Origin of the sequence: Amnibacterium soli (assembly GCF_039544415.1) — a bacterium.
In the GTDB taxonomy this organism is placed as follows: Bacteria; Actinomycetota; Actinomycetes; order Actinomycetales; family Microbacteriaceae; genus Amnibacterium; species Amnibacterium soli.
Window position 1 is genome coordinate 1 of sequence record NZ_BAABLP010000007.1, and the last position, 18,185, is coordinate 18,185.

General features: G+C 68.4%; 24 protein-coding genes and 1 pseudogene. 15 read left to right on the forward strand and 10 right to left on the reverse strand.

The window, feature by feature from the left end; genetic code table 11:
* Both ABEA53_RS14965 and ABEA53_RS14970 read right to left on the reverse strand, forming a co-directional pair.
* The coding region (locus tag ABEA53_RS14965; protein ID WP_345482104.1) for a hypothetical protein at positions 1 to 199 on the reverse strand (199 nt) is incomplete at its 3' end.
* Positions 196 to 651, reverse strand: a complete 456-nt coding sequence (locus tag ABEA53_RS14970; RefSeq protein ID WP_345482105.1) for a hypothetical protein — start codon at positions 649 to 651, stop codon at positions 196 to 198. The genes ABEA53_RS14970 and ABEA53_RS14965, both read right to left, overlap by 4 nt.
* 51 nt (positions 652 to 702) lie before the next feature.
* Between ABEA53_RS14970 and ABEA53_RS14975 the strand changes: the two genes are divergently transcribed.
* The 8 genes from ABEA53_RS14975 (at position 703) to ABEA53_RS15010 (ending at position 7,382) form a co-directional block, all read left to right on the forward strand.
* Positions 703 to 1,578 (forward strand): oxygenase MpaB family protein, encoded by an 876-nt coding sequence (locus ABEA53_RS14975; RefSeq protein WP_345482106.1) that lies wholly within the window; start codon positions 703 to 705, stop codon positions 1,576 to 1,578.
* Between the two features lie 76 nt (positions 1,579 to 1,654).
* Positions 1,655 to 1,909 carry a hypothetical protein gene (locus ABEA53_RS14980; RefSeq protein WP_345482108.1) on the forward strand — a complete coding sequence of 85 codons (255 nt, stop codon included), beginning with the start codon at positions 1,655 to 1,657 and terminating at the stop codon, positions 1,907 to 1,909.
* Between the two features lie 377 nt (positions 1,910 to 2,286).
* The gene (locus ABEA53_RS14985) at positions 2,287 to 2,532 is read left to right on the forward strand and encodes a hypothetical protein (RefSeq protein ID WP_345482109.1); all 246 of its coding nucleotides are present in this window, start codon (positions 2,287 to 2,289) and stop codon (positions 2,530 to 2,532) included.
* A 278-nt stretch (positions 2,533 to 2,810) separates the two neighbouring features.
* On the forward strand, positions 2,811 to 4,616 hold the full coding sequence (locus ABEA53_RS14990; RefSeq protein WP_345482110.1) for a hypothetical protein: 1,806 nt from the start codon (positions 2,811 to 2,813) through the stop codon (positions 4,614 to 4,616).
* 77 nt (positions 4,617 to 4,693) lie between these two features.
* Positions 4,694 to 4,894, forward strand: a complete 201-nt coding sequence (locus ABEA53_RS14995; RefSeq protein ID WP_345482111.1) for a type II toxin-antitoxin system VapB family antitoxin — start codon at positions 4,694 to 4,696, stop codon at positions 4,892 to 4,894.
* On the forward strand, positions 4,881 to 5,423 hold the full coding sequence (locus ABEA53_RS15000; protein WP_345482112.1) for a PIN domain-containing protein: 543 nt from the start codon (positions 4,881 to 4,883) through the stop codon (positions 5,421 to 5,423). The genes ABEA53_RS14995 and ABEA53_RS15000 overlap by 14 nt, the downstream gene beginning before the upstream one ends.
* A gap of 451 nt (positions 5,424 to 5,874) precedes the next feature.
* A complete protein-coding gene (locus tag ABEA53_RS15005; RefSeq protein ID WP_345482113.1) occupies positions 5,875 to 6,771 on the forward strand; it encodes a ParA family protein in 897 nt (298 codons plus the stop codon).
* On the forward strand, positions 6,768 to 7,382 hold the full coding sequence (locus ABEA53_RS15010) for a hypothetical protein (protein ID WP_345482114.1): 615 nt from the start codon (positions 6,768 to 6,770) through the stop codon (positions 7,380 to 7,382). Before ABEA53_RS15005 ends, ABEA53_RS15010 begins: the two co-directional genes overlap by 4 nt.
* A gap of 51 nt (positions 7,383 to 7,433) precedes the next feature.
* On the opposite strand, the gene ABEA53_RS15015 is transcribed toward ABEA53_RS15010, so the two are convergent.
* The 3 genes and pseudogenes from ABEA53_RS15015 to ABEA53_RS15025 all read right to left on the reverse strand — a co-directional run bounded on the left by ABEA53_RS15015 (position 7,434) and on the right by ABEA53_RS15025 (position 9,991).
* Positions 7,434 to 7,823 (reverse strand): arsenate-mycothiol transferase ArsC, encoded by a 390-nt coding sequence (locus ABEA53_RS15015; RefSeq protein ID WP_345482116.1) that lies wholly within the window; start codon positions 7,821 to 7,823, stop codon positions 7,434 to 7,436.
* Positions 7,820 to 9,202 carry an FAD-dependent oxidoreductase gene (locus ABEA53_RS15020; RefSeq protein ID WP_345482118.1) on the reverse strand — a complete coding sequence of 461 codons (1,383 nt, stop codon included), beginning with the start codon at positions 9,200 to 9,202 and terminating at the stop codon, positions 7,820 to 7,822. The genes ABEA53_RS15015 and ABEA53_RS15020 overlap by 4 nt, the downstream gene beginning before the upstream one ends.
* 28 nt (positions 9,203 to 9,230) lie before the next feature.
* A pseudogene (locus ABEA53_RS15025) lies at positions 9,231 to 9,991 on the reverse strand (aquaporin).
* Between the two features lie 10 nt (positions 9,992 to 10,001).
* Here ABEA53_RS15025 and ABEA53_RS15030 point away from each other — a divergent pair.
* Positions 10,002 to 10,712 carry an arsenate reductase/protein-tyrosine-phosphatase family protein gene (locus tag ABEA53_RS15030; RefSeq protein WP_345482119.1) on the forward strand — a complete coding sequence of 237 codons (711 nt, stop codon included), beginning with the start codon at positions 10,002 to 10,004 and terminating at the stop codon, positions 10,710 to 10,712.
* Between the two features lies 1 nt (position 10,713).
* Here ABEA53_RS15030 and ABEA53_RS15035 read toward each other — a convergent pair whose 3' ends face one another.
* A complete protein-coding gene (locus ABEA53_RS15035) occupies positions 10,714 to 12,033 on the reverse strand; it encodes an NAD(P)-binding domain-containing protein (RefSeq protein ID WP_345482120.1) in 1,320 nt (439 codons plus the stop codon).
* Between the two features lie 86 nt (positions 12,034 to 12,119).
* Here ABEA53_RS15035 and ABEA53_RS15040 point away from each other — a divergent pair, with 86 nt between their 5' ends.
* The 6 genes from ABEA53_RS15040 to ABEA53_RS15065 all read left to right on the forward strand — a co-directional run bounded on the left by ABEA53_RS15040 (position 12,120) and on the right by ABEA53_RS15065 (position 15,854).
* A complete protein-coding gene (locus tag ABEA53_RS15040) occupies positions 12,120 to 12,467 on the forward strand; it encodes an ArsR/SmtB family transcription factor (protein ID WP_425550637.1) in 348 nt (115 codons plus the stop codon).
* Positions 12,468 to 12,496: 29 nt separating this feature from the next.
* A complete protein-coding gene (locus ABEA53_RS15045; RefSeq protein ID WP_345482177.1) occupies positions 12,497 to 12,985 on the forward strand; it encodes a GNAT family N-acetyltransferase in 489 nt (162 codons plus the stop codon).
* 97 nt (positions 12,986 to 13,082) lie between these two features.
* Positions 13,083 to 13,430 carry an ArsR/SmtB family transcription factor gene (locus ABEA53_RS15050; RefSeq protein ID WP_345482121.1) on the forward strand — a complete coding sequence of 116 codons (348 nt, stop codon included), beginning with the start codon at positions 13,083 to 13,085 and terminating at the stop codon, positions 13,428 to 13,430.
* Entirely contained in the window at positions 13,427 to 14,047 is a 621-nt protein-coding gene (locus ABEA53_RS15055; RefSeq protein ID WP_345482122.1) for a cation efflux transmembrane domain-containing protein, read from the forward strand. Before ABEA53_RS15050 ends, ABEA53_RS15055 begins: the two co-directional genes overlap by 4 nt.
* Before the next feature lie 98 nt (positions 14,048 to 14,145).
* Positions 14,146 to 14,319, forward strand: coding sequence for a hypothetical protein (locus tag ABEA53_RS15060; protein ID WP_345482124.1), 174 nt, complete (start codon positions 14,146 to 14,148; stop codon positions 14,317 to 14,319).
* Positions 14,320 to 14,615: 296 nt separating this feature from the next.
* Positions 14,616 to 15,854 (forward strand): MFS transporter, encoded by a 1,239-nt coding sequence (locus ABEA53_RS15065; protein ID WP_345482125.1) that lies wholly within the window; start codon positions 14,616 to 14,618, stop codon positions 15,852 to 15,854.
* Positions 15,855 to 15,907: 53 nt separating this feature from the next.
* Here the strand turns inward: ABEA53_RS15065 and ABEA53_RS15070 are convergent, their stop codons facing one another.
* From ABEA53_RS15070 to ABEA53_RS15085, 4 genes are all read right to left on the reverse strand, one after another.
* Positions 15,908 to 16,393 carry a hypothetical protein gene (locus tag ABEA53_RS15070; protein ID WP_345482126.1) on the reverse strand — a complete coding sequence of 162 codons (486 nt, stop codon included), beginning with the start codon at positions 16,391 to 16,393 and terminating at the stop codon, positions 15,908 to 15,910.
* Between the two features lie 129 nt (positions 16,394 to 16,522).
* Positions 16,523 to 17,038 (reverse strand): DUF5063 domain-containing protein, encoded by a 516-nt coding sequence (locus tag ABEA53_RS15075; RefSeq protein WP_345482127.1) that lies wholly within the window; start codon positions 17,036 to 17,038, stop codon positions 16,523 to 16,525.
* 92 nt (positions 17,039 to 17,130) lie between these two features.
* Entirely contained in the window at positions 17,131 to 17,700 is a 570-nt protein-coding gene (locus tag ABEA53_RS15080) for a GNAT family N-acetyltransferase (protein ID WP_345482128.1), read from the reverse strand.
* A gap of 138 nt (positions 17,701 to 17,838) precedes the next feature.
* Positions 17,839 to 18,039 carry a hypothetical protein gene (locus ABEA53_RS15085; RefSeq protein ID WP_345482129.1) on the reverse strand — a complete coding sequence of 67 codons (201 nt, stop codon included), beginning with the start codon at positions 18,037 to 18,039 and terminating at the stop codon, positions 17,839 to 17,841.
* Positions 18,040 to 18,185 lie beyond the last annotated feature (146 nt).

Sequence of the window (18,185 nt, forward strand, 5' to 3'; positions counted from 1 at the left end):
GGTAGCCCAGGTTCGTCAAGTTCCGACCGCCCAGCACGGGATCGACCAGCGCGTAGACCGGCGACGCCTGCAGAGCCACTCCAGCACCGGCGGCGCAGAACCCGACCACTAGCGCCCACTGCCGACGAGCGACCGCGGCCGGCACCACCACGACAGCCGCGACCGCGATCACGACCGGCAGAGCGACGGACGGGCTCACAGCACCCGGCCGAAGCCCCCGAGGGATTGCACCGACGCCTCGCGAGACTCCGCCGCGAGCAGCATCAGGCTGATCGCGTCACCGACCGCTTCGGCCTCCTGCTCCTGCGGGCTCGAGAACGACTCCCGCGTCAGAGCGAACTGGATCGCGCCCTCGGGCAGCAGCGGCGCCAGCGCGCGCAGCACGTCCGCCGTCCCCGCCGAGGTGTCGTGCCCGCACAACATGTGGCCCCACTCGTGCGCGACCGTCTGGCGCCAGTGCGGGGAGTCCAGGTCGGTGAAGATCACATCAACGGTTTCGTTCTTCGACCCCACCCACAGGCCACAGATCGCCGATCCCCGCGAGTCGTGGTGTTTGATGCGGATCTCGCGCCCCAGCCAGACCTGCATGAACGCGTACATCTCCTCGAAGGAGCCATCCGGGAAGCCGACCTCGCGCAGCATCGACTGCACCTGCCGCCTCGTGCGGAAGCGCACGGCGGCGGCAGGAGCCTGCTGAGATGGGTGCCTCATCGCATTCGAGTATCACCCCGCTGCCCGACACGGAAGATCCACGCCCTGACCGAGACGCTGCCCGCCCCGCCCGAGAACTGGGCCGAGGTCTACCGCCAACTCGTGATCCGCGAGCTCGCCTTCGACTTCCGCGTCGGCTTCGCCATCGAGTACTACCGGACCTTCTCCACCCCCTCCATGGCCCGCGTGCTCGCAGCCCACGGTGAGATGCTCCGCAACCCCAAGAAGCGCAGCTACGACACCGCGCTGATCCTCATGGAAATCATCGCCGGCGGCTTCGACTCACCCCGCGGCCACACCGCACTGCAGCTGCTGATCCACGCGCACGACCACGTCACCGCCACCGGCGACGAGTTCCGCTACGTGCTGCTGTCCCTTTGGGTCATCCCGCGCCGCTGGATCACCGCCCACGGAGTCCGCCGCCTCACTCCCACCGAGGACGCGGCCGCGTTCCGGTTCTACCAAGAGCTCGGCCATCGAATGCGGCTCACCATGCCCAACACGGCAGCCGATGCGATCGCGTTCTACGAACAGTTCGAAGCAGGCCACGTCGCGTGGAGCCCGGAGGCGGCGCAGCTCTTCAACGCCACTATCGGCGTGCTCGCAGCCCGGCTGCCGCGCCCTGCCCGACCGCTCATCCGCCCGATCATGGCGACCCTCGTCAACGACCCGCGGATGGCTGCAGCCCTCGGGCTGCAGCCGGCGTCGCCCGTGGTGGCTCGCCTGGTCTTCGCGGCCCTCTGGATCCGCGGCAAGCTCTCCAAGCCCGCCCGCATCGACACCTTCGAGCCCGGGCACAGCGGCCACACCATGTACCCCAACGGCTACACGCTCGAGGACCTCGGGCCGAAACCGGCCAAGGAGTAGCGCGACTTCCGAACTCCGCCTACCGTGTTCCTGGCAGGTGCCAAAAATGGCATCGGTCAGCTGCGGGAGGGGGGCCGTGTTCGCGCTTGCCGATCCAGACACCATCCGCCTGCTGCGCACCCTCTCGCTTGCCGGACCTGCCACCATGCGCGAGCTCGCAGCACGACTTGAACTGCGCCAAAGCGTCGTCCGCCGGGCGATTCGTCAAGGTCTCGCGATCGGCGTCGTCCGCTCGTGCGCCGCCGGCGCGGGCCCGTACGAGATCGTTCCCGCCGCGGTTGCGGCAGCGGTCGCCGAGCACCGCGAGTCCCTATTGGGAGCGACGGCATGACCGTCTCCGGCAGCTCGGAGCTCCCGGGCGCCACCATTGCTGCCACCACTTCCCTGGTGACCGCGCGGTCCGCCGATGAGGATTGTTATGTCAGGTCGTCCGGTGTGGGGGTGAGGAAGCAGGACCTGCTGTTGGTGCAGCCACTCCCCCGCACAGCTTCCGCCGGCGTCGACCTAGCGCCCTTCGTAGGGCGCTGCCCGAGGCGCGCGTATGCGGCAAAGCAACCTGTGCGACGTGCTGCGACGGACATGGCGTCTGGACCCCGGTTCTGCGCGAGGCACTCGAACTGGGGCTGGAACTACAGCCGTGAAGTTTGTTTCGCGCGACACGCCGCCTCAGGGGTTCCCTCGTATGCATACGACCGACAAGGTGGAGTCATGGGAGCGCAGCCGAACCGCAGTCGACGTCCGGAGAACGCCCCGACCGTGCTGCTGCAGGGCCGGGTCGCCCCGTCTGTTCGTGACGAGGTGAGGCTGGCGGCCGACGCCAGCGGTGTCTCGCTGTCCTACTACCTCGAAGCGCTCATCAACGACCTCGTCCGAGAGCAGGGCTGCTTGCCTGTCGTGCCTCGACCCTCGCGCAACACGGCCCAAGAGGAGTTGCCGATCCAGTTGGCGTCCTAGACACAAACGAAGAAGCCCGCCTTGGCGGGCGGGCTTCTTCGAAGACATTCGATCCGGGCTCAGGTTTCGCAGGCCCACCCGGATCGCGGTGAAGAACTTCCGGTTGGCGCCGGGGTTTCTTCGTGCTCCCTTGCGGAGGAGGTGACCCGATCGTAACGCACGAGTTCGCGCGTGCACCATGTTCCCCAGCAACCCCAAATCTCGGCGTGTCGCCGGACAGGGTCGCTGCGGATGCATGGCTGCTCACCCGCGCCATCAGTCCCCGCGACCGTGTGCGTGTGGCCGCGATCGACACCACTGACGGGGTGCTTAACCAGTACAGCCGGACATGGTCGACCGCAACAGCTCAGCCACCGAGCGTGCCATGGGCGGTGCCGCTCTCCTCAGCAGAGGGATACCGGCTGATTGCCTTCGACTTCGACGCCAAGGGCGACGAGGACGCTGCAGCCGCTGACGCCGTCACACTGGCCGACCTACTGGCTGAGGCAGGCATCAGCCATGTCATCTGCCGCTCGGGTCCAAGCGGCGGTCGGCACGTTTGGACCGCCACCACGGAGGCCATCGATCCGGACCTCGTCGGCACGATGGCGCGGCTCGCATCTGCTGTGCTGCCGAGCCTGGACATAGCGCCACTCCGTAATAGCGCGACGGGCTGTGTTCGCCCTCCCGGCACCCCACATCGCGATGGCGGCTGGTCGCAGGTCCTCAGTGGAGACCTGAACTGCCTGCTCCACCCGATGATCGGACGCAAGGAAATCGAGGCCCTCGTCCGCGCACTCGCCACGCGGATCACCGGCGAGGCTCCCCCTGCCGACTCCGCCGCGCAGTCGAAGGTCTGCGTCGACGCACAAGGCCACCCCTATCTGCCAGGCACTCGACGACCGCTGCCAGCTGCCAGCTCTGTTGCGCTGCAGACGTCAACTGCGGACCTTGATGCTTCGACCGTGCTGAACACCGTCCTACTCGGGGCGGCCGCCAGCCACTGGCATCTCGCCGACGTCGCCGAGCTAGTGAGCACAGCGCCCGGACTCGAGCACATCCGGAGCAAGCGCGGCACCCGCGGGCGCACCGCGCGCCCCCATCGCCAGCAAGCCGAGACCTTGGCTCGGCAGTGGCGCTACGCCGTGCGCTACGTCGCGGAGCACCCCCGTCGAACCGGCGTCGACGCAACGTTCGACGACCGCGCTGGCCGTCTCGCGGACATCGTTCGCGCCCTGCAGGAGCACGCTGACGCCGCCGCCGGCCGATGGAACCGCGGCGGCGGCCCCAGCGACCGTCGAGTTCTCGACTGCCTACACCTGTGGGCTTTGGTCGCAGTCGGTACCACCGTCGAGGCCGACACCCGCCGAGTCGCCCTCGCTTGCGGAATCGGTCGTGAGACCGCTCGGACAGCACTTCAGCGTCTAGCGGCGGACGGGTGGATCACCCAAGCCAAAGAAGCCGCAGGCGTCCACGGCGCCAGCTGGCAGATCGACCCGCTGAACGTTCTCCCCAGGGATGAAGTACAAAGTCGGGCACAAGCGGCCACGCGCCCCGAAGGGGCCGGGGCCGCGGAACGAGCAACCCTCACACAGCAGCTGCAGCAGCGCCTCGACCTCGCCACGCATGATGCCTTCACCGGGAGTCACGCGCTCCCCCTTGCAGCAGGCAACCTCTACGCGCGGCTCACAGCAGCAAGTTCATCGGTTGACGCTGGCTCCGACGACACCCTTCTCATGCGCCTCGTGGTGTTCGGCCTCGTCGCCCGACAAGGTGCAGCCTGGATCCGAACCAACCCGCTTGCGCGCGACGCGGCAGCTCAAGAGTTCGGCGTCGCAGGTCGACTCTCAAGCAGGCAGGAGCGTTACCAGGCCGAGCGAGCGGCGTGGAGTTGGTGGCAAGCCGAACACAGCTGGATGTGTTCGCCACGCACTCGACATGACGCTCGCGCACGATTCGATCAAGCACCTCTCTGGCAACCGGCCGGCGCGGCGCGCTACCCCCAGCACCCCCGAGGACCCGACGGTCGAGCCAACTTCCACGCAGCTCGCGCCGCAGTTCGTGACGGCGCCCTCACCACTGCCGCAATCCTGGTCGCAGCCTGACCCAGCACGGAACCCCTCCCCCGCACTCCCACTCTCTATATAGAATGTTCCGGAGTCTCTGTATAGAAGGAGCTGTGATGACCGTCACGAGTGTCGACATCGACAAGCAGGTACTTGAGGAAGCCAAGGAGGTCTTCGGCGTCAAGACCAACAAAGAAGCCATCGACCTCGCCCTGCGCGACGCGGTCTTGAGGCGGCACCAACTCGACGCGATCGACGCTCTCACCGCCATTCAGGTCGACCGCGACCCCCAGCCGGCCCGCTATGGCGAGGCCTAACCCCCTCGCCCGGCCCATCGCCCAGCGAGAGCCGTCCGCTACCGTCATCGGCCGCCGATACCCGCGCACCGCAGTTCGCGAGCAGTCCACTCCCCCACGACCACCTGGACTGCGAGTCCTTATCGACAACAGCGTCTGGAGCCGCCTAGCGACCTCCCCGGAGGTGGCGAACGCATTCCGCGCTCTGGTCAACGCCGCAAGCCCGACCGAGGTGCTCATCTGCCCGCCAGTGGCCGCCGAATACGGCTACAGCACCCGTACCGGAGCTGACCACACCACCCTCACCGAACGTCTTGCCGTGTTTCGGGACTGCCCAACCGCGCCGACAACCGCTGACGTGCTGCGGGTACAAAACGCGCTCTGGAACGGCGGGCTGCTCCGTGCCGTAGGCGCCATGGACACGCTCATCGCTAGCTACGGCATCGCCAACCACGCGACGGTCGTGCACTATGACCGCGACTTCGAGCACATCGCCGCCGTCATACCCGACTTCGACCACCACTGGATCCTGCCCCCCGGCACCCTTTAGCCGGCCCGCTTCGGATCTGCTCTCCAGGTGATCCGCCCCGCCGGCTGCACCGTTCGCCAGTCCCTGCATGAGCACAGTTCGAGCGCAGTTCTCGGGCTCGCGACCTATGCCGCGCCGTGCGGCCGGGAGGGCAGGCCTTCGCGGAGCTTGAGCCGTTAACGCCATAACGGCAACCAGTCCTGGGCGTGAAAACGTGCCAGTTCTCCCGCGTGAAGCGACGCTGCACCGTTCGTTGCTGCGCAGGCGCGCTCCGTTGCCTCAAAACACGCCCGCGTACATGCCGCAGACATCGCGGGGGACCCAACCTGTTCAATAGCATGCTCATCCGCTGCACCACTCGCGAGCTCACGCGCAGGAACAGCTGCAGAACTGTCTGCTCGCACTCCCGCGGCGCGCCTCGCAGCGGTCAGAGCGAGACCGGCCACCCTGGACGCAACTCAAAGGAGCGCTCATGGGAATCGGACGCACGCTCGTCTTTGCCCAAGGCAAAGGAGGAGTCGGCAAGACCACTCTCGCCGCCAACGTCAGCGCCCTCGCAGCGGCAGCTGGCCACCACGTCTTGCTGGTCGACCTCGACCAGCAAGGCAACATCGCCCGCGACCTCGGCTTTCAGCCCGACAGCGGTGACGAGCTGCTCCACGCGCTCATCGCCGCAACCACATCCCTTCCGATCGTTCGCAACGTCCGATCCAACCTTGACGTCGTTCCTGGGGGACCCGCCGTCGGCGATGCGGCTGTGCTCTTCACTTCCCGCGAACAGCGCGGAGGAGCGACGCTGGCCGACGCCCTCGCGGCAAAGCTCACCGCTGTCGTCGACGACTACGACCTGATCGTGATCGACACCCCACCAGGCGACCGCGTCATCGTCGAGGCCGCGTTGACGGTCGCGACCAGTGTTGTCATCCCCACTCGGATGGACGAAGCCAGCATCGACGGCGTCACCCGAATCGCTGAACGCTTCATCGCAGTTCGCGACCGGAATCCCGACCTCACCCTCGCTGGCGTCGTCCTGTTCGCCATCTCCTCCCGCACCACCCGCCTCGAACGCGACGTCCGCGCCGCGCTCGAACGCACGCTCGGGGGAGCGGCGCCCGTCTTCGATACCCGGATCCGCCACCTCGACTCCGCCGCCGCCGACGCGCGTCGCCGCGGGCTTCTCGTACACGAACTCGAACAGGCCGCCAGCGCAGACCGCAATGCCCGTCTTCAAGCCCTTCGATCCGGCAGTACACCTGTCGGGAACCTCTACGCCCGCGACGCCTCCGGCCTCGCTGGGGACTACGAACAGCTGACGGCTGAGATCCTCACCCGCATCGTGCAGCTCGAGCAGGAGTACGCAGCGTCATGAGCAGTGATCGCCCCAACCTGGCCGGTGCCTTCACCAAGCCGTCCGTCAACCGCGCTGCCGGCCTCACCGGCCTCCTCCCGGCTTCCCGGCCCGCTCGGTCTGCCGAGCCCGTTGAGCACACCGAGAGCGCTGCAGCAGCGTCAGCAACCCATCCCGTCCGCATCGAGAACAACCCGCAACCGGCCGCCGACCCTGCGCCGACTTCCTCACCCGCCACGCCCCGACGTCAAGCGGGCGCCACGAAGCAACGGGTCTCTGAGCAGGCCAACATCGTCAGCAACGTCGCGGTCTACCTCGAGCCGGACCTCCTCGAGCTCACACGCGCTCGTCGTCGCACCACCGGCATGAGCTACGACGAGCTCACCGGCGAAGCTTTCGCCGCGATCGGTGACGACCAACTCGTGCGCGTCTTCCAACCCGCCCCGGGTGTCACCAGCACCACTGGAATGCCCACCAGGCAGCGACGGCCGCGTGGCACCGCTGGAATTCAAATCCAGTTGCGTCTGGACACCAACCAGCGCGCGTGGATTGATCAGAAGCAGCAGAGCGTCGGTGCACCCTCCCGCAGCGCGCTTGTCGCCGCGGCCTTGCGCCTGCACCTCACCGCCTAGTCGACGCGCGGCAGTTCGCGCGTCGACTACGTGGTGACCGGTGGGTGGCTGCTACTTCGAGGTGAGGAGCTCGTGCTGGATTCGATCCGCGACCGCGGTACGAAGCGGGCGAACGGCGTCAGCGTCCCAGGCGGTTGGGTCCGGGAACGACCACTGCAGGACAGTCCCCTTGGGGGTGCTTGGCAGGGTGAGGCCGGGCTTCATCAGCACGACGACGTCCGCACGGTCGAGATCCTCCGCCGTGACCGCGCGGGGGACACGCTTGGAGATGTCGTGACCGAGTTCGGCGATGGTCGCAGCCACTGCGGCATTTACTGCCTCGGCCGGGTTGAGGCCGGCTGAGGAGGCGATGTAGCCGTCTGGGGCGAGGTGTTCGAGGAGCGCGGCGCCGAGCTGGGACCGGCCGGCGTTGTGCTGGCAGATGAAGAGCACCTCGGTCATGCGTTCACCTGGACCTTCGCGTGTTCGCGCTCCCATCGCTGGGTGGCGATCTGCACCGCGTCCCACGGCGAGCCGAGCGGCGGGGTGTAGGAGAGGTCGAGGTCGCTGATCCCGGCGACGGTCGTGCCGTGGAAGAGGGCGGTGGCGAAGGTGTCGACGCGCTTGGCGGTCTCGGTTCCGCGGGCGCCGACGAGCTGGGCGCCGAGGAGCTTCCCGGTCTTGCTGTCGCCGGTGATGCGGATGCTGATGGGCTGTGCGCCGGGGTAGTACGCCTTGTGGTCATCGGCGACTGCGGTCGTGCTGACGGGGGTGAAGCCGACAGGGGTTGCCTCGTGCTCGCGGAGGCCGGTGCGGGCGGCGACGAGGTCGAACACCTTGAGGACCTGCGTGCCGACGCTGCCGGCGAAGCGGGCGGAGCCCCCGAGGGCGTTCTCGCCGGCGACGCGGCCCTGCTTGTGGGCGGTCGTGCCGAGCGGTAGGTAGGTGACGCCGAGGAGGCGGTGGTGGGTTACGACACCGTCGCCGGCGGCGAAGACATGGGGGAGGCCGGTGCGCATCGTCTCGTCCACGACGACTGCGCGACCGGCGCCGAGCTGCGCGCCCGCTCGCTCGAGCAGGTCGGTGTTCGGGCGGACTCCGACGACGGCGAGCACGAGGTCAGCGGTGCGCTCGAAGGCGTCCCCGAAGTGACGTCCGGCCACGACAAGGCCGTTGTCGGTCCGGCTGACGGATTCGACGAGAGCATTCGTCACCACCTCGACGCCGCGGCCGTCGAGCTCTCGGTGCACGAGCGCGCCGAGTTCCGGGTCCAGGGTGGAGAGGACTTCGGGTCCGCGCTGCAGCTGCGTGACCTTCAGGCCGCGGACGGTGAGTGCTTCGGCCATCTCGAGGCCGACGTAGCCGGCGCCGATGATGATCGCGGTCTTGGGGTCGCGGTCGGTGAGGTGCTGGTCGAGGGCGAAGGTGTCGCCCATAGTGCAGCACGTGCACGCCGTCGTCCGGCCGAGGGTGTCGAGCCCCGCGATCCCGGCGCTGGAGGGCAGCGCTCCGGTGCCGACCATGAGCTCGTCGTACGCGATCTCGGACTCGCTCCCGTTCGCGTCGCGGACCGAGAGGCGCTGCCCGCTGACGTCGATCGAGGTCGCGAACGTGTCCAGCCGGAGCCGCATGCCGGTGGCTTCGAGGTCCGCGGCGGTGCGGTGGGCGAGGGACTGCCACGGCTGCACTTCGCCGGAGAAGAAGTAGGGGATCCCGCAGATGGAGAAGTTCGGGTAGGAGTCCGCGACGACGACGGTCACGTCGACGCTCGGGTCCAGCTCGCGGGCGCGGAGCGCGGCGGAGATGCCGGCATCGCTGCCGCCGATGGCGATCAGGTGCATGAGAGTGGTCCTTTCGACAGAAGCAGCGTCAGCGAGTCGTGTCGGCCGCGGTGCGGGAGACGACGACTCGCTCGGCAGCCTTGGAGGCAGCGGGGAAGAGGAAGACGGTCAGTGCGACACCGAGCGCCGCGCCGAGCAGTTGCGCGGCGATGAAGGGGCCGACGGACACCGGCGCGATGCCGGCGAAGGTGTTCGAGACCGTGCGGCGATCGTCACGGCGGGGTTGGCGAACGAGGTCGAGCTGGTGAACCAGTACGCGGCGCCGATGTAGGCCCCGACCGCGGGCGCCGCGAGGGCGCCTCGACCGGTTGAGGCGAGGGCGAAGATCAGCAACACCAGTACCGCGGTGGCGACGACTTCACCAAGCAGCGTCCCGGGCGACACCCGCTGGGTGCCGGAGATCGCGGGGGCGACGCCGAACATCGCGTTGGCAGCAGCGGCGCCAGCGAGGCCACCGATCACCTGCGCGAGGACGTAGCCGGCGAGGTGGCGGCCGGCGATGCCGGTGCCCGAGCGTCGTCCGAGGAACCAGTCCGCGGCCGAGACGACCGGGTTGAAGTGCGCGCCGGAGACGGGGCCGAAGAGCAGGATCAGCACGGTCAGTCCGAGCGCGGTCGTCATGCTGTTCTCCAGCAGCTGCAGACCCACGTCGTCCGGCGAGAGCCGCTGCGCGGCGATGCCGGAGCCCACCACGACCGCCACGAGCAGGCCGGTACCGAGCGCCTCGGCGACCAGTCGGCGGCTGAAGGTCGGCCGCGTCGGCTCAGTGCTGGCGGCTGGCTGATTCATCGCCGCCATCTTGACCGCTCCGTGTTGCTCAGTCAAGATTGAGGCAATGAACGACGAGCAAACGGCAGCCGGGGAGGCGCGTGCGGCGAAGCACGCCGCGCTGGCCGATGTCGTGCGGCTGCACATCGTCGACCTGCTCGGCGACGGGGATCTCTCGCCCGGAGAGCTGCGGACGACGCTCGGCATCAGCTCGAACCTGCTGGCGCACCACCTCAACGTGCTGGAGGCCGCGGGGCTGGTCGCACGGTCCCGGTCGGAGGCCGACCGGCGTCGCAGCTACGTCCGCCTGCTTCCCGATCCGACGGTGACCCGCGCTCCCACCGTGTCCGCCGCGGAGCGGGTGGTGTTCGTCTGCACCGCCAACTCGGCCCGTTCGCAGCTTGCGGCAGCGCTCTGGCAGCAGGCGAGCTCCATCCCGGTCGCTTCGGCCGGCACGCATCCCGCATCCGCCGTCGCCGCCGGCGCGATCGCGACAGCACGCCGGCACCGGCTGGCATTCACGCCCGCGACGCCTTCCGCGCTGACTGCAGCAGCGCTGGACCCGCGGGACCTCGTGATCACCGTCTGCGATTCCGCTCACGAGGAGCTTGCGGGCGCCGACCAGCTGCACTGGTCGATACCCGACCCGGTCCCGTCAGGGAGCGACGAGGCGTTCGACGCGGCGTTCGAGGACCTCGCCCACCGCGTCGACGACCTCGCCCACCGCCTGCAGAGCGCCTGACCTACCGCGCCCCGACCGGCCGCAAACCGATCTGCAGCAGCGCCGGCGAGGGGGTGCAGCAGCTTCCTGCCGCACCCTCGACGCCGTAGAGGCCGCTGCCGCCGCACACGCCCGTCTCCGGCAGAGCCAGCTCGACCCGCTCCGCGCCGGCTCGGTCCCCGGCCAGCATCGCGACAACGCTGCGGACCTGCTCGTAGCCGGTCATGGCGAGGAAGGTCGGGGCCCGTCCGTACGACTTCGTGCCCAGCAGGTAGAAGTCCGGTTCCGGCTGAGCTAGATCCAGCGCGCCGGTCGCCTGGACGCTCCCGCAGCTGTGGATGTTCGGGTCCACCTCGGCCGCGAGCCGGCGCGGGGCTTGCAGCGTCGGATCGAGATCGAGCCGCACCTCGGACAGGAAGGACAGATCCGGACGGAACCCGGTCAGTACGACCAGCCGGTCGACACTGTCGACTCGGCGGCCGTCCTCGGCCACCACGACCGCCTGCTCCCCGTCGCGTTCGATCCGCTCGATCCGGAAGCCCGTCACCAGCTCGACCAGGCCCACCCGAACCGCTTCCGCAGCTCGGGTGCCGAGCGCACCCCGCTCGGGCAGTTCATCTGCCGCGCCGCCGCCGAAGGCAGCGCCGGCACCGCCTCGGCGCAGCAGCCACGTCACCCGCGTGCCGCCCTGCGTGCGCACCAGGCGCGCGAGCTCGTTCACCGCCGTCATCGCCGAGTGCCCGCTGCCCACCACCACAATGTGCTTGCCGGCCAGCGCCCTTACCGCGGCAGCATCGGGAACGCGGTAAGTGATCGCCTCCGCCGCTGCCCGCTCGCCCATCGCCGGGAGCCCGTCGGCACCCGCAGGGTTCGGCTGCATCCAGTTCCCCGAAGCATCCAGCACGGCCCGAGCCTGAATTCGAGACTCCGCGCCGTCGGCCTCGAGCAGGTGCACAGTGAACGGCAGGTCCGCGCGGTCCGCGTCGACGATGCGGTCCCGGCCGCGGCGGCTCACGCCCACCACGCGCACGCTCGTGCGCACCCGGTCGCCGAGGGCGTCGGCGAGGGGCTGCAGATACTGCTCGACCCACTGGATCCCGCGCGGGAAGCCCGTGGTCGGCGCCGACCAGCCCGAGCCGCTCAACAGCCGAGCCGCGGCCGGATCCACCAGCTCGTCCCACTTCGAGAACAACCGGACGTGCCCCCACTCCCGCACCGCGGCAGCAGCCTGCTGGCCTGCCTCGACCACGATCGGCTCGAGCCCGCGCTCCAGCAAGTGGGCAGCTGCGGCAAGACCCTGCGGCCCAGCCCCGATCACCACGACAGGCAACGACTCGTCCATGCCAGGACCCTTCCATCGGCCGACTTCGATGTATCGACCCTGCTCGATGCATCGACAAATGTCAATGCAAGCGGCAGAATGGCTGCATGACCATGGTGCTTCCGCTCTCCGTCGCGACGGACGCGTGCTGCGGCAGCGTCGCAGACGGCGGCGTCGACGTCGCCAGCGCCGAGCAGATCGCGCGGGTGTTCAAGGCGCTCGGCGATCCCACCCGTGTCCGACTGCTCTCCCTCATTGCCGGGACCGACGCACGCGAGGCGTGTATCTGCGACCTCACCGAGCCGGTTGGGCTCTCGCAGCCCACCGTCTCCCACCACATGAAGCAGCTCGTCGAGGCCGGCCTCGCCACCCGCGAGCAGCGCGGCCGCTGGGCCTACTACCGCGTCGTCGACGGCGCCCTGGCCGCTGCCGCGCACGCACTCCTCCCGCACTGATCGGCCGCGTCGTGACCAACCTGCGCGCGATGCGACCGGAAGACTGGCCGGCCGTTGAAGCGATCTACGCCGAAGGCATCGCGACAGGGCATGCCACGTTTGAGGCCGAACCGCCCGACTGGGAACGCTTCAACGCGGGACGGCTGCAGGACCACCGGCTGGTCGCCGTTGTGGGCGACGAGGTCGTCGGCTGGGCGGCAGTGTCCGCCGTTTCTACCCGCCCCGCATACGCCGGTGTCGTCGAGCACTCCATGTACATCTCCCGTGCAGCTCGAGGACAGGGGATTGGCCACGCCCTGCTCGCAGCGCTGATCTTCTCGACCGAGCGGGCCGACATCTGGACCCTTCAGTCGAGCGTGTTCCCGGAGAACACCGCCAGTCTCGCCCTCCACGCGGCACACGGCTTCCGGCAGGCCGGCCACCGCGAACGCATCGCGCGAATGACTTACGGACCCCAAGCGGGCCAATGGCGCGACACCGTCAGCCTCGAACGCCGCAGCGCTACCGCCGGGCTGTGACGCGCGTACCTGCGCCTTGGTCGCATGGCCGCGGGTGTGCTGATTCACCGGTGTCGACCCCTGGGAATCAATGACGCAGTATAGATATCATCGCTGAATGACGATGGTTTCGCCGCAAGCCGAGCAGGCAGCCGTGTCGTTGTTCCACTCGCTTGCTGATCGGGCGCGCCTCGCGATCGTGCGACGCCTCGCTGGCGGAGAGGCGCGCGTGCGGGACCTCACCGATGCGTTGGGGTTGGCCCAGTCGACGGTGTCGAAGCACGTCGCCTGTCTCCGTGACTGCGGACTGGTCGAGGGGCGGCCGGTCGGTCGGCAGGTGTTCTACTCCCTCACCCGCCCCGAGCTGCTCGACTTGATGGCGGCTGCCGAGCAGCTGCTGCAGGCGACGGGGTACCAGGTCGACCTCTGCGCCGTGTACGGCACCGACGCGCGCGCTGCCTCGTGACGACTCCGGTGCTCGCTCGCCGGGCGCTCGGGCTGGGTGCCTTCACGATCACCTACAACGTGCTCGAGGGGATCGTCGCGGTCACCGCCGGCGTGGTCGCCGGTGCGGTGTCGCTGGTCGGGTTCGGGCTGGACAGTGGCATCGAGGTGATCTCTGCCGTCATCGTCGTGATCCGACTCAGCGCGGAGGTTCGCGGAGTTGAGCCAGACGAGCGGAAGGAGAAGCTCGCGCTCCGCGCGGTCGCGCTGACGTTCTTCCTGCTCGCCGGCTACCTCGTCATCGTTGGTATCCGGGACTTGGCGACCGGAGAGACTCCGGAGACCTCCGTGGTCGGCATCGTGCTGACGGCGCTGTCGATCGTGATCATGCCGACCCTCGCTTGGGCCAAGCGCCGAATCGGTCTGCAGATGGGGTCGGCTCTCGTCGTGGCAGACGCTGCAGAGACCCGCCTCTGCGCGATCTTGTCCGTTACGACGTTCGCAAACCTGCTGGCCTACCTACTCCTGGGCTGGACGTGGCTCGACCCGATCGCGGGATTTGTGATCGCGATCTTCGCCATCATGGAAGGCCGCGAGGCCTGGAAGGGCGAGCTCGTCGAAGACCACGAGCACCACTGACCGCGCTGATTCCGCCGACTGTGCCGAGTGCTGGAGCGGTCGTCTCGCGAGCAGGAGAGTGAGACGTCTCTCGGGCAGCCTGGTGAGACAGTTAGTCCGTGAAGCCTGACGTCCTCGCTCTGACCGTCGGCGTCGTGGTGATCGTTGCCGGTCTCGTTCGTGCGAACAGGGCAGGGCCGGACGTTGAGAAGTCTGAGCGCAGGGTCAATCGGGGCATCGTGATCGTCGGCGTTGTTGTCCTCGTGATCGGCGCTGTCCTGCTGCTGACGTGAAGCTGGGAGCGTCTCGCCAGTAGGTGTTTGAGACACTCGCGCCCCCTGCTCATTGAGCTACTGAAGCGAGGCGTGTCGGGACCGTCGACTCCTCGCCCTGTGATCGTGGGGGCGGTCACACGCAGCTGCCCGTCGAGAACCGAGTCGCTGCCCGATAGTCTTCGATGAGGCGATGTCACCTTCCTGATGCCGGTTTGCCTGACGGCGAACCATCTGGAATGGACGACCTCCGTGCCCCTTTCAAGTTCTTCCGCGCCCGCGCGCTCCCTTCTCCCCGCCGTCGACGGGGCAGGCCTGTGATCGAGCGGCAGGCCACGGAGGGTAGGCCTTTCCGTGCCACGCTTCTTGGTGCTTTCGTCACGTCGGTGGGGTTGGGGCTCACCCTCCCGTTCACGTTCGTCTACCTGAACGGCGTCCTCGGGCTTCCGCTGCCGGTGGCGGGGTTCGCCGTTGCCGCTGCTGCCGTCCTCGCCCTCGGCGCCACGGCCGCCGGAGGCGTGTTGGCGGATCGGATCGGACTCGGTCGCGTGGCCGTCCTGGGGCTGGTGGGGCAGGCCGCGGGCACTCTGGTTCTGGCTTCCGCAGGCGAGCCCGTCATGGGCGTCACCGGGTTGGCCGTGCTCTCGATGGGCAACTCCCTGGTGTGGCCGAGTCTGAACGGGCTCGTCACGTACCAGGTGCCGTCGCAGCGGAGGTCCCGTGCGTTCGCGTTGCGGTTTGGTGTCATGAACGCCGGGCTCGGTATCGGCTCCCTGATTGCGGCTGCGACGGTGTCGACCTCGCGGCCGAGCAGCTTCCACCTGGTCTACGCGCTCGACGGTGCGACGACCGCGGTCTTCGCGCTGATCCTCCTGTTCGGGATCCGAAGCACCGCCGGGTGGGCGTCGCATCAGCACCGAGCGGACGCGGCCGTTCCGACCACCTACCGGTCGGTGCTGCGAGACCGGTCGTTCGTCGCGTATCTCGCGGTCCTGCTGGCGCTGGCGATCTTCGGCAGCTCGCAGGCCGAGGGGCCGTGGGCCGCGTTCGTCGCGCTGATACCAGGCGGGTCCGGTCAGGTCATCGGGCTAGCGTTCGCAGCCAACACCGCGGCGATCATCGTGCTTCAGCTCCCGATGGAGCGCTGGACCCGCAGGCTGAGACGGAGCCGGCTGCTCGTACTCTGCGCACTCGCTGGCGCCGTCGCATGGGTGCTGACAGGGACCGCGAGCCTGCCCGGACTCCCGGCGGCCGCGTCGGGGACGATGCTGGTCCTCAGCCTCGGGGTGTTCGGGCTCGGAGAGACCCTGCTCAGCCCGGTGATCAACGCGATGCCGAACGCGATGGCACCGGATCGCCTTCGCGGACGGTACAACGCACTGAACTCGGCCACGTACCCGGTGTCGAAGTTCATCGGTCCGCCGTTAGCCGGAGTCCTGCTCGGAGGAGGGGCACCCGGTCTCTGGGTCGGCGTCGTCACCCTCGGAATGCTCCTCACGGCTGGTGGCGCAGTCCTACTCGGGCGTCAGCTCACGACCGCGGTCGAGCACCCCTGACCATCGTTGACGACTGCCGGCTCACCGCCTCGACTGCAGGCAGGTGAGATGTCCTAGCGCGCGTCGGTCTCGTCGGTCCTGAGGAGGTTGCGGGACCAGACCACGGCGATAGTCGCCGTGATCGCGAGGCTGGCCACGCCGGCCACTGCCATCGCCTTGCCTGCCAGGCCGATCAGGAGCCACGACCCGTAGAGGTCTGGGCTGCCGGGGCCCTCGAGGCCGAAGATGCGCGAGATCGCGTCGAGGCGGAGGTGTGCGAGGGTCTCGACGAAGGCGCCGGCTAGGACCAGCGCAGTGCCGAGCGCGACGACCCATAGGTGTGGGCGGCGCACCTGGGGTCGCAGCCCGTAGACGACCAGAAGGAGGGCGAGTCCAAGCACCGCGAAGCATCCGATCGCGATCGCTCCACTGATGGGTGTCAGGTTCGATGTGACGTTAATCGCGTCGGCGGAGAGCGGGGAGTAGTAGACGCAGGAGTGGCCGGGGAAGCAGACGGGCAGATCGTGAGTCCAAGCGGAGGCGGCACCGAGAGCTGTCACAGGCCGAATCTGTCGACTCCCACGGCGCTTCGCTTCCTCCCGACGGATGAGATGCCCGTCCTAGGCCACAGCACGGCCGCGTAACTCACAACCAGGCAGTTGAGACGTGCTGTTGCCGGCCTCGAAGCGCTAGCTGGTGACCTGAGCGTGGATGGCCCGTAGTGCTTCAACGGCGTGCGCCCCCCAGTGGGTCTGAAAGCTGAAGCGCCATTCCCACGCCACCTTCTCTGCGGGGACGCCTTCGCGCAGGGCGATGAGGCCTTGTCTGAGGTCCCGCCAGATGTCCGCGAGAGCGTCGGCAAGCGACAGGTTGACCACGAAGTCGGTGGGCGGCAGAGCCGTCACGTCGGGCAGGCCCGTTGCGTCGTCCACGCGATAGGCGTCGAGTGTTGTCCAGTAGTCGTCCCAGACGGCGAGGACGCTGGCGATGTCGGCGAAGCAGGTGACCCACCGCTCATGCGGGATCGGCTCGGGCGCCGCCTCGCTGAGGCCCTCTTCGTGGATTCCAGCGGACACAAGTTCGTAGGCAGCCGCGACGGCCCTGGCCAGGGTGCGGGCCACGTCGCTGGCGAACTGCGGCCGGTTCGAGCCGCGGGCGGCTTCGATCACCTGGCAGTAGGCCTCGGCTGCCTCACGCATCTCCATGCCGCCACTATGGCGCCCGGCCGACTGTCTGCACCGTCACCCGTCGGGTAGCCCATCGAAAACGTCTCAGATCCAGGGTTTCGGGAACCCTCTCAACCGTCAGTTCGACGAGTCGAGCTGTCGCTGACTCGGCTGTACATGAACATGTCTCGACGTTCCGGACCGACTCGTTCCCATGACCGGAGGAGGCCCTCCCGGTTGAAGCCTGCACGCTCGGCGGTGCGCCACGAGCCTTCGTTCCAGGGTTCGACGTAGAGCTCGAGGCGGTCGATTTGGGGAAGCTGCTCCGCCCAGGCTGCGAGGGTGCGGAGCGCGTCGAGGGCGTAGCCCTGTCGTCGTGCGGCCGGTGCGATCCAGTAGCCGACGCTCGCTCGACCGTGGTCAAGGTTGCGCAGCCAGAGTCCGATCTGTCCGACTGCGACGTCCGCGCGATCGGCGATCGCGAAGGAGTAGCCCTGTCCGCTGGCGGCGCGTTCGTGCTGGCGGTCGATGAATGCGGCTGCCAGAGCCGGATCCTGCGTACTCGGGACAGTCGTGAGAACTGGGATTAGCTGATCGGTCGCGGCGTCGAGGATTGTTGGAACGTCGTCCCTCGAGAACGCGCGAAGGCGCACACGCTGCCCCTCGAGTTCAGGCAGCACAAGTGCACCCGAGTCCGTCATCCCTCGAGTCTGCAGCCTGAGGAGCCATAGCTCGGCGGTCCACGTCTCACCGGCAGGGGAGTAGGCCGTCTCGCCGAGAGGGCTGCGAGACGTCTCGCGAGCAGGTGAGTGAGACAACCCACGAGCGGCCCAGTGGCATCAGCTCAGCTGCCGTGCCACGAGTGTTGAGCCAGCGAATCCGATCGGGATCAGTGCGATCACAGCACCGATAACAATCAGTGACGTGCCACCGCCAACGCGTCGCCGCGCGCCCAACCCGGCAGCGATCACAAGCACGCCGACGAGCAACATGAGCGCGAGCACCGCATAGATGATCAGCGCGAGTCCGTTGGCGGCCATACCTCGGAGGCTAGCTAGAACCGTTAAGCCAAGCCGCGTCTTACGGGCAGGGAACTGAAGTGTCACGCGGGCAGGACGCGAGAGGGGCACGCGTCAGGGCGGAGGTGCTTGCGCCCTGCTCTCCGTCTGGACCAGGATGCGCGGCG